Origin of the sequence: Sulfurihydrogenibium yellowstonense SS-5 (genome assembly GCF_000173615.1) — a bacterium.
GTDB classification, from domain to species: domain Bacteria; phylum Aquificota; class Aquificia; order Aquificales; family Hydrogenothermaceae; genus Sulfurihydrogenibium; species Sulfurihydrogenibium yellowstonense.
Window position 1 is genome coordinate 1 of sequence record NZ_ABZS01000038.1, and the last position, 10,770, is coordinate 10,770.

Here is a 10,770-nt window from a genome sequence, read left to right on the forward strand (position 1 = left end):
AATAAAACCATAAAAAAGCTAAGGTTAATATTATTTAACAATCTATATTTGAAAATACTATCTTTTTTTGTAGCGCTATTAATGTGGATAAACATTTCGTCATACTCAAATGCAAAATATCAAATTCATGGATATATAGACATAATAAATATACCATCAGATATTGAAGTAAAAAGTGTTAAACCTGAAAAGGTAAGCATTGTATTAGAAGGAAGGAAAAATGTACTAAACCAATCAGAATTAACAAACATTTCAATTTATGTCGATGGTAAGAAGTTGAAAGAAGGAAAAAACGTTTTGCCTGTACAAGTGCTACTGCCATCCGAAAAGATTAAGGTGGCTTCAATAAGACCTGAAAATGTTATAATATATGCACGGAAAATTAACCAAAAACAGCCTGAAGAGGAGATTAGATGATTGAGATATTCATAGAAGACTTGAATCAAAAATTTACTTTCAACGAAGGAATTACATTAAAAGATATTTTAAAAAATCTTAACGGAAAATTTAAAGATGTTGTTGGTGGAAAACTAAACAGTGAAATCGTTGATATACACACGCCAATCAATCAAAGCGGAAATCTAAAATTTCTAAAAAAAGAAGATAAAGAAAGCCTTGAAATACTCAGACATTCCTTAGCACACATCATGGCACAGGCTTTAAAAGAGATTTACGGAGATGAGAATGTTCATTTAGGTATAGGTCCAACAACGGAGCATGGATTTTATTATGATGTCGAAATAGAAGGAAAAAGGCTTACAGATGAAGACCTTCCACAAATTGAAGAAAAAATGAAAGAAATCATCAAAAAGGGATATCAGATAGAAAGATTTGAGCTTCCAAGAGAAGAAGCTATTAAATTCTTTGAAAATAAAAAGGAAATTTATAAGATAGATATAATAAAGCATAACATACCGGAAGGAGAGCCAATTTCATTATACAAACAGGGCGACTTCGTAGATTTATGCAGAGGTCCACACCTTCCTTCAACCGATAAAGCAGGAGCATTTAAACTGATATATGTCTCAGGAGCATATTGGAGAGGAAAAGAAACAAACCCAATGCTTCAAAGAATATACGGCGTTGCATTTTGGAGCGAAAAAGAGCTTAAAGATTACTTAAATATGCTTGAAGAGGCTAAAAAAAGAGACCACAGAAAGATCGGAAAAGACCTTGAGCTGTTTTTAATAGATGAAGAGATTGGCGGCGGTCTTGCTATTTGGCTACCTAAGGGTGCAATTATCAGAAAAGAAATAGAGGATGCTTGGAAAAAAGAGCATCTAAAAAGAGGTTATCAATTAGTTTACACTCCTCATGTTGGAAAAGAACAGCTATGGCAAACAAGCGGACATCTATCTCTCTATCAGGAAAACATGTATCCAAGAATGCAAATAGAAGAAGAAGGATACTATGTAAAACCTATGAACTGTCCTTTCCATGTCGAGATTTATAAATCAAAACAGAGAAGCTACAAAGAACTTCCAATCAGACTTGCAGAACTTGGAACAGTTTACAGATACGAAAGAAGTGGAGCTTTACATGGGCTAATGAGAGTTAGAGGATTCACTCAGGATGATGCACATATCATATGCAGAGAAGACCAAGTTGAAGATGAAATAAGAGAAGTCTTAAACTTAGCGCTAAATACCCTTAAATCTTATGGGTTTGATGAGTTTGAAGTATATCTATCAACAAAACCAGAGAAGTACGTCGGCGATGACAAAATGTGGGAGATTGCAGAAAACTCACTAAGAAAAGCAATAGAAAGCACAGGATTGGACTATAAAATAGATGAAGGTGGCGGAGCGTTTTACGGACCAAAAATAGATGTTAAAATAAAAGATGCTATCGGCAGATTGTGGCAATGTTCAACTATTCAGTTTGATTTTAATCTTCCGGAGAGATTTGATATGTACTACATAGGTGAAGATAATCAAAAACACAGACCGTACATGATTCATAGAGCAATATTTGGCTCTATAGAAAGGTTTATTGGTGTATTACTTGAGCATTATGCAGGATTTTTACCGGTATGGTTATCTCCGGTTCAAGTTAAGATTATACCAATTGCTGATAAGCATTTAGAATATGCAGAAACTGTAAAACAAAAACTATTAGAAAATGATATCAGAGTAGAATTGGATGATAGAAATGAAAGAATGAATAAAAAAATTAGGGATGCTGAGCTTCAGAAAATACCGTTTATGCTTGTAGTTGGCGATAAAGAAGCTGAAACGGGCACGGTTGCAGTTAGAGAAAAAGGCAAACAGGGAAGCCAAACTTTAAGCATCGATGAGTTTGTGTCGAAAATTAAAGAAATAATTTCTAATAAACATGCACTTTAAGAATAGAGTAAATTTTGTAAAATTGAATAGGTAATCTTTGAGCTAAAGTCCTCAGGATGACAAAAATTCTATAATGTCATTCTGCAGCCGGAGAAGAATCTCAACCTCAAAGATGTCATTCTGAGCGAAGCGAAGAATCTCATGTTTTTAAAAACATAAGATCCTTCGGCTTACAGTCTCAGAATGACATAGAAAGGCAAACTTACGAGAATTTTAGAATACTTCGCAATATTGTCATTTTGACTTAAAAAATAAATGTAAAGGAGAGGTAATGTTAGATAAAGTGCTTGGATATTTTTCAAATGATATCGGAATAGATTTAGGTACCGCAAATACATTAATATTTGTTAAAGGTAAAGGTATAGTTTTAACAGAACCTTCCATTGTCGCTATAGATAAAACTACCAACAAAGTATTAGCTATCGGCAAAGAAGCAAAAGAGATGATAGGTAAAACGCCGGAGCATATACAAGTTATTAGACCATTGAAAGATGGAGTTATTGCAGACTTTGATACAACGCAGGCAATGCTGAAGTATTTCATACAAAAAGTTCACACAAGCTTTCCATTGGCAAGGTTAACAAATCCACGACCAAGAGTAGTGGTCGGCGTTCCATCCGGAATTACAACGGTTGAAAAAAGAGCAGTTATAGATGCAGCAAAGCAAGCTGGAGCAAGAGAAGTCTACTTAATTGCAGAACCTATGGCGGCGGCGATTGGTGCTGGTTTACCTATAGACCAGCCGGGTGGCAATATGATTGTAGACATTGGCGGTGGTACTTCTGAAATAGCTGTTATATCTTTATCCGGCTTAGTAATCTCAAGCTCTATTAGAGTTGCCGGTGATGAGATGAATGAAGCTATAATAAACTATCTTAAAAGAAATTACCATATTTTGATAGGTGAGCAAACGGCGGAAAATGTGAAAATAAACTTAGGTTCTGCTACAGCATCAGACAGAGACGAGAAAAAAATGGAAATACGCGGAAGGGATATGACCGGAATGCCAAGAAGCGTAGTGATTTATGGAAAAGATATTAGAGAAGCTTTGGAAGATGTTGTTACTCAAATTGTTAATGCAGTTAAATCAACGTTAGAAAAAACTCCACCTGAACTTGCTGCAGATATCGTTGAAAGGGGAATAGTCCTTGCAGGCGGTGGTTCTTTAATATATAGTCTTGATAAAAGATTGATGGAAGAAACAAATCTTCCTGTTGTATACTGTGAAGACCCTCTTACTGCTGTAGCACGCGGAATAGGAAAAGCTTTACAGAACATAGACCTTATAAGAAGAGTATCGATAAAGTAAAGATGGAAAAAACTTGAAAAGGATTGTTAATAAAAAGTTATTATTATTGGCCATTTCTCTCGCGATAATCTTTTTTATTCTATCATCAGACTTCTTTAAATCTAAAAGTTTAGATGCTTTATATCCAATTCAAAAGGGAATTTCTCTTGTCAATGATGTATGGTCTTATATATACCACTTTTTATATGACAGAAACTTTACATATCATAAATTAAAGAATCTTGAAGAAGAAAATCAAAAACTAAAGGCAGAAATATTAAAATATAAAAATCAAATTTCAGAAATAGAAAAAACCTACCCAATTTTAGATTTTGTAAAGAAATATCAAATTCAAAATTATGAAATTGCAAAGGTTATAGGAATATCTCCGGACAATTGGTCTGATTTTTTCTTTATAGATAAAGGTAGAGAAAATGGAATAAAAATAGGTGATTTGGTTTTAAAAGATGGATTTTTGATAGGAGTAGTTAAAAATGTTGGAGATTTTTCTTCAGAGGTTTTAACCGTTTCGGATGAAAACTTTAAAATAACTGTAAGAACGAGAAAAACTCAAGAAATTAGCTTTTTTCAAGGTTTAGAAAAAAACAAAGGAATCTTAAAATATGTGCGTCCGGAGCAAGATATAAGAATTGGGGATATTGTAGAAACAACAGTAGTTAATTCACAAGCTGCAGAAGGAGTTCCAATTGGTATTATAAGAAAAATATCTCCTAAGGAAGGAGAGTTTTTTAGAGAAGTAGAAGTTGAAACGTTCTATTATCCATACAACTTAGATATTGTGCTGGTAGTCAAAAGATGATTTATTATCTAAAATATATTTTGATAGCTATTATAATTGTTTCAATAGAATCTTCTCTAATTTTTAAAAACATGTTTAATTTATACATTACTCCAGATTTGTTTTTAGTTTATATTTTTTGGCTATCTATCTACGACAAAGAAGATGTAGCTTTAATTACAACTTTAATCGGTAGCTTACTTTTGGATTTACTGATGCCATTTAAAAGTTTTATAAATGTCTTAATTTATTTATCTGTAGCATTTACAATCTTTCGGTTAAAAGAAAAGTTTTTAATATCAAACATATTTATGAAGTTTTTGATAATAACAGGCATTAGTTTTTTTATAATATTGATAAAGGAATTATATGGATTTATGACATCAAAGTTTTTTATTTTAGATACAAACCTTATAATCTTCTACTGGCTCAGTAATATAGTTTTGATATACCTTATTTATTATCTAAAAGAAATATTAGAAACAAGATATGATAAAGTTTAATAGAATAACTTTTCTGATTTTTATTCTAACAGTATTTTATTTTGCATTAGTAGGAAGACTGTTTTATCTTCAGGTCATTAAGGGAGAGCATTACAGAGAAATTTCAGACAGGAACTATATAAAAATTTTTTATTCAAATCCACCAAGAGGTAAAATTTACGATAGAAATGGAGTCTTATTAGCTTACGACGTTCCAACCTATAGTTTGATAGCTTTCCCATACATAGTTAAGAAAAATTATTCTATGCAAGAACTAAAGGAAAATCTAAAAAATTATCTTAACATTGAATTAGACGAGAAAACATTAAATATCATTGAAAAAAACTTATATCCAAGCGTTGTTATAAAAAAAGATTTAACTCAGAAGGATATAGAAAACTTTTATAATTATAACTATCTCTTCAATGGATTCTATCTTGAAGTTGTTCCAAAGAGAGTTTACACGGAAGAAGCAAATTATCTTGCACATATAATCGGATACGTTGGATATCCTTCAGAGAGAGAGTTAAAAGAAAATCCAAATCTTTCTCCAAACATTCTTGTAGGAAAAGCGGGAGTAGAAAAAATTTACGATTCATTGCTCAGAGGTGAATCTGGACAAAAGGCAGTATTAGTAGATGCATTTGGTAGACAGAAAAAAGTTTTATGGGAAAAAGACCCAAGAAAAGGAAATGATATTTATTTAACAATAGATATAAGAATACAAAAAATAGCCTTTGAAGCTTTTAGCTCTTCAAAACATCCATCAGGGGCAGTTGTTTTAGTAGACCCAAACACTTACGAAATCTTAGCTTCATTAAGCTATCCAACCTATAACTTGCAAAAATTTTATGAAGGTTTTTCTCAAGAAGAATGGAAAGAATTAACAGAAAATAAGTATAAACCTTTAATGAACAAAGTGTTCTTGGGGAAATATCCGCCCGGGTCTATCTATAAACCTTTGGTTAGTATAGCTGCATTGGAAGAAGGTGCAATAACTCCTGAGACAAGAATAAGCAGTGGTCCTGAGTTTAGAATAGGAAAATGGGTTTATAGAAACTGGGATAAAAGAGGTTGCGGATTCATAAATGTATCTGAAGCTTTAGAAACATCCTGCGACACCTTCTTCTATCAAGTTGGATTAAAGCTTGGTGTAGAGAATATTGTAAAATATTCAAAGCTATTTGGATTGGGAGAAAAATTGAACCCTGACTTAGAGGTTAAAGTTGCAACAATTCCAAGTAAAGAATGGAAGAGAAAAGTTTTAAAGCAAAAGTGGTTTCACGGAGATACAGTAAACCTCAGCATCGGACAGGGATACATTACAATAACACCTTTTGATGCAACAAAAATAGTTGTGCCAATTGCAAATGGCGGATATGTATTAAAACCACATATATTGAAGGCTTACTTTGACAATAAATCTCAAAGATTAGTTCATACAAATCCAGAAATGATAAGAAAGATAAACATAAAAAAATGGAATTTAGATGCGGTAAGATATGGCATGTACCTTGTTGTTTATGGACCAAGCGGAACAGCAAAAGCATTGAAAAGGGTTCCTGTACTAAATGCCGGAAAAACAGGAACAGCGCAAGTGTATTCTTATGATACAAGAAAAAAACGTCATCATGCATGGGATTTTAGAGACCATGCTTGGTTTATAGATTATGCACCATATAATAAACCTAAAATAGCTGGCGTTGTATTTATTGAACACGGTGAAAGTGGTGGAAAAGTAGCTGCTCCGTTAATGGCATACATATTAAAAAGAATTTTTAAAGAAAAAATCATCGAGACCGAATGATGTTTAATTTATTCAAAAAAATCAAGCAAGCAGACCCAATTGTTTATTTGCTTACAGCTTTTTTACTGATTTGGAGTGTAATTAACATTTATAGTGCATCTTATCATGAGTATTCAAATTTATACATAAAGCAAATTGTCTTCGTTTCTATTGCTTTCTTTATAATCACTTTTTTGCCTTTTTTGATAGAATACAGGAAGTTTGGATATATATCTTTTTATTTATACTTAATAAGCATTATTCTTCTTATCTTGGTCAAATTTTTTGGTGTTTCTATTCTTGGAGCTAAAAGATGGATAAATTTAGGCTTTTTCCAACTTCAACCGTCAGAAGTAGCAAAATTTTCAATGATCATCTTTTCAGCGTATTTTATATCTAACACAAAACTTCCTCTATCTTTTAAAGACTTTCTAAAAATAATGGGACTATCAGCTATTCCTTTCATGCTAATTTATTCTCAACCAGACCTTGGAAGCGCGATTCTTGTTGTTTTGCCAGTTTTGGTCATGGTATTTTTAGCAAAGTTTAACATTAAATATATAATTGGATTTGTGTTGACAGGAATAATTTTAAGTCCTTTTATATGGACACATTTAAAAGATTATCAAAAAAATAGAATCATAGCTTTTTTAAATCCGGAAAGCGACCCAAAAGGAACAGCCTATCATATTATTCAGTCTAAAATTGCGATTGGTTCTGGAATGCTAACCGGAAAAGGGTATCTTCAAGGCTCACAGTCTAAATATTACTTCTTGCCAGAACAGCATACGGACTTTATATATGCAACTATTGGAGAAGAGTGGGGTTTCGTAGTTTCATTTTTAATTTTAACAGTCTACTTTATTTTAAGTTTAAGAATTTTTTATATAGGAATGAAGATTAATGAACTATTTGGAAAGTTTTTGTGCTATGGAATTGCTTCAATCATCGGATTTCAAGCATTTATAAATATCGCGATGAATGTAGGAATGGCACCTGTTGTTGGTGTTCCATTGCCGTTTTTAAGCTATGGTGGAACAGCTTTAATAATGTTTAGTCTAATGATAATGATGGTTTTAAACATCGAATATATAAACAAAAAAGAAGGTTTTAGATTTCACAGTCAAGATGCTTTAAATTATTAAAAGAAAATGGACAAGTTTAAGCATTTGGCGGAGTTAAAAATGGAAATAGATTTAGAAAGCCTAAAAAAACAACAAATAGAGTTATCTAAAAAATTAATTTTAAAAGATAGGATAAATATAGATGAAATAAGATATATTGCAGGGATAGATACAACGTTTTTGAATCCTTACCAAAATCCAACCTTAGCCATTTCTTCGATTGTGGTAATAGATATAAAATCATTTGAGATTGTAGAAAAAGTTTTGGCAGAGAAAGAGATAGATTTTCCTTACGTTCCTACTTTTTTAGCCTTTAGAGAACTGCCGGTTATTTTAGAAGCTTATAAAAAACTTGAGATAAAGGTTGACGTTTTTATCCTTGATGGACAGGGGATTTTACATCCAAGGAGGATGGGCATTGCATCACATTTTGGAGTTATTACTGACACAGTTTCTATTGGATGTGGTAAAACACCCCTATATGGAAAGTATCAAGACCCACCAAATCAAGATTTAGCATATAATTTTATATATGACCCAAAAACTAATGAAAAAATAGGCTATGCTTTAAGAACTAAGAAAAACACTAAGCCAATATTTATATCACCGGGAAATAACATTTCGATAGAAAATTCTCTTTATGTTATAATAAAGTCATTGAATGGATATAAACTTCCTGAACCAGTCAGATTAGCACATAATTTTTTATCTGACTATAGAAAAAAACTAATCGGAGGTTAAAAAATGGCAGAAGAAAAAAAGGCAATAGTAGAACTAACAGATAAAGGTTTTTTAGGTAAAATGGAAAATAAAGATTTTGTTTTAAATTTATCAGAAACCACTTTCAACGCAACAGATTTGATGCTAATTTCTATCGGCTACTGCTTTGGTATAACAGTTGATGCTTATGCAAAACATAAAGGGCTTAATATATCAAATTTAAAAATAAACGTCCATGGCAAAAAGCATGAAACAGAAAATAGATATGAATATATAACCTTAGAAGTATCCTTTGATGGAGATTTAACACCGGAGCAAAGAGAGAGGGTTATTGTTATTGGAAAAAGAGGTTGTACTGTTAGCAACTCAATGTTAAAAGCACCAGAGATAGAAGTTAAATTGGTATAAAGGATTTTTAAGATGGAAGCTGTATTTTTAGGAATAATTGCAACTTCAATGATATTTATGGCAATTTTTGCCTTAATAAGAACTATAGTTTGGGTACTTGTTTTGATAAAACTAATGACCTTGATTAATGATGTAAGAAATGATTATAAAACCATTTCTCCAAAAATTATAGGATTTATTCAAGGCTTTCAGGGTATGGGTAGATTTTTTGGATTTATGAGAATGCTTAGGAGAAGAAAATGAAAAACAAAAGCCTTCTAATAGGGTTAATTGGGTTTATTTTAGGAGTTTTATTTGGATATGTTGTTGCTGACAGAAAGAAAGAGATTTTAGAAAAAATAGAAAACCTTGAAAAGAAAATAAAAGATAACGATTTAGCCAGTGAAATCAAAGACAAGGCAAAAGATGTGATAGAGTCAGTAAAGTCGTTTTTGGATAAATCTGAAAAGATTGCAAAAGAGGAAGAAGAGGATATACTTAATATTGTAGAAGAAAAAATAAAAAAATTAGAAAAGATATTACAATCTTAGGAGGTAAGTAAAATGAAAAAATCAACACTGTTAATCGCGGTAGGTTCTGTTCTTGGAGCAGTAGGAGCATATTTTGCATACAAAAGAAAGGATGAAATCTTAGCAAAATTATCAGAAATCCAAGAAAACCTAAAAGAAGCTGAACTTACAGAAAAAGCAAAAACAGCGGTTAATGATTTAATTGAAAGATTAACTTCTTTAATTAAAAAAGAAGAAACTTTAACAAAAGAAGAAAAAGAAAAAGCTTTGGCTGAAATTGAAGAGAAAGTTAAAAAATTAGAAGAAGTTGTTAAAGCAGAAAGTTAATAACAAGGTAGGGGTTGTAAAAACCCCTTTTAAAATTCTGTATCTATCATTAAAAGACTATATAGCAAATAATTACGCTTACCATTCTTCAGCCTTGACCTTCTATTTCTTGATGGCAATTTTTCCATTGTTATTTTTCATGATATCTGTAATTTCTTTGATTGCAATCATCAATATTTCTGAAATTTATTTCATACTTTATAAAATCTTTCCTAATTCTGCAGAAAGTTTTTTGAATACTGTTTTAAAACTCTCACAATCTCAAGTTGCTCAAAAGTCTATCGTTATAACTATTCTTCTTTCTATATTCTTTTCAAAAGACCTGTTTGTAGCCATATCTCAAGCTTTTAGTTATATATACGAGGCAAAGGTTGCCGAAGGTAAAGTAATTTTAATTATATCCATGTTAGCCTTACCTTTTTTGGTTACATTAATTCTTATCTTCTACGTTTTTTTATTTATCGTAAAATTTTTATTTTCTAATATTGAGAAAATTTCTTCCGGTGTAAGTAAAGATATTCTTTTTATTGAAAGAATTAAAAATTTCCTTGGATTCATCAATAATAAATTAGGTTTGATTCAGATAATTTTAAATCTTTCTGAAGTATTTATTTTTGCTCTTATAATATGGCTTATTTACTATTTTTTTACACCCGTCCAAGAAAAAAGCAAGAGTTTTGTTAAACATGTTTTAACAATTTCAATTTTTATAAGCGTAATCATGTTTCTTTTAAAAATTGCATTTACTTTTTTAATTTTAAACTTTCTTTCAACCAATCCTCTTTATTTAACCATGGGCTCTATCTTTACATTTATTATATGGGTAAAGTTATGTTTCGATATTTTGTTAATTGGAGAAAGGATGATTTATTACTTAGAGAAAGTTTAGATCTGTATAAATGATTAGTGGATTACTTTAAGTGAGAAATTAGGATTTTTATAAAATTTAGATAATGAAATCCTTCGGACTCACGTCCTCAGG

Annotated in this window: 13 protein-coding genes; all 13 read left to right on the forward strand. The window is 31.2% G+C overall.

The window, feature by feature from the left end:
* Positions 1 to 417, forward strand: a 417-nt coding sequence (locus tag SULYE_RS02455; protein ID WP_156784752.1) for a CdaR family protein, incomplete at its 5' end; no start/stop codon positions are given.
* A complete protein-coding gene (thrS, locus tag SULYE_RS02460; RefSeq protein WP_007546173.1) occupies positions 414 to 2,345 on the forward strand; it encodes a threonine--tRNA ligase in 1,932 nt (643 codons plus the stop codon). The genes SULYE_RS02455 and thrS, both read left to right, overlap by 4 nt.
* 271 nt (positions 2,346 to 2,616) lie before the next feature.
* Entirely contained in the window at positions 2,617 to 3,654 is a 1,038-nt protein-coding gene (locus SULYE_RS02465) for a rod shape-determining protein (protein WP_007546174.1), read from the forward strand.
* Positions 3,655 to 3,667: 13 nt separating this feature from the next.
* Positions 3,668 to 4,453 (forward strand): rod shape-determining protein MreC, encoded by a 786-nt coding sequence (gene mreC / locus SULYE_RS02470; protein WP_007546175.1) that lies wholly within the window; start codon positions 3,668 to 3,670, stop codon positions 4,451 to 4,453.
* A 71-nt stretch (positions 4,454 to 4,524) separates the two neighbouring features.
* Positions 4,525 to 4,935, forward strand: coding sequence for a hypothetical protein (locus SULYE_RS02475; protein ID WP_232178561.1), 411 nt, complete (start codon positions 4,525 to 4,527; stop codon positions 4,933 to 4,935).
* Positions 4,922 to 6,721: a penicillin-binding protein 2 gene (gene mrdA / locus SULYE_RS02480; RefSeq protein WP_007546177.1), complete on the forward strand. Its 1,800-nt coding sequence runs from the start codon at positions 4,922 to 4,924 to the stop codon at positions 6,719 to 6,721. Before SULYE_RS02475 ends, mrdA begins: the two co-directional genes overlap by 14 nt.
* Positions 6,721 to 7,845: a rod shape-determining protein RodA gene (rodA, locus tag SULYE_RS02485; protein ID WP_007546178.1), complete on the forward strand. Its 1,125-nt coding sequence runs from the start codon at positions 6,721 to 6,723 to the stop codon at positions 7,843 to 7,845. Before mrdA ends, rodA begins: the two co-directional genes overlap by 1 nt.
* Positions 7,846 to 7,884: 39 nt before the next feature.
* On the forward strand, positions 7,885 to 8,565 hold the full coding sequence (locus SULYE_RS02490; protein WP_007546179.1) for an endonuclease V: 681 nt from the start codon (positions 7,885 to 7,887) through the stop codon (positions 8,563 to 8,565).
* Positions 8,566 to 8,568: 3 nt separating this feature from the next.
* Positions 8,569 to 8,952, forward strand: coding sequence for an OsmC family protein (locus SULYE_RS02495; RefSeq protein WP_007546180.1), 384 nt, complete (start codon positions 8,569 to 8,571; stop codon positions 8,950 to 8,952).
* 12 nt (positions 8,953 to 8,964) lie between these two features.
* Positions 8,965 to 9,195, forward strand: coding sequence for a hypothetical protein (locus SULYE_RS02500; RefSeq protein ID WP_007546181.1), 231 nt, complete (start codon positions 8,965 to 8,967; stop codon positions 9,193 to 9,195).
* Positions 9,192 to 9,482: a hypothetical protein gene (locus tag SULYE_RS02505; RefSeq protein ID WP_007546182.1), complete on the forward strand. Its 291-nt coding sequence runs from the start codon at positions 9,192 to 9,194 to the stop codon at positions 9,480 to 9,482. Before SULYE_RS02500 ends, SULYE_RS02505 begins: the two co-directional genes overlap by 4 nt.
* Positions 9,483 to 9,494: 12 nt before the next feature.
* Positions 9,495 to 9,788 (forward strand): hypothetical protein, encoded by a 294-nt coding sequence (locus SULYE_RS02510; RefSeq protein WP_007546183.1) that lies wholly within the window; start codon positions 9,495 to 9,497, stop codon positions 9,786 to 9,788.
* Entirely contained in the window at positions 9,769 to 10,677 is a 909-nt protein-coding gene (locus tag SULYE_RS02515) for a YihY/virulence factor BrkB family protein (protein WP_043989040.1), read from the forward strand. Before SULYE_RS02510 ends, SULYE_RS02515 begins: the two co-directional genes overlap by 20 nt.
* Positions 10,678 to 10,770: the final 93 nt, after the last annotated feature.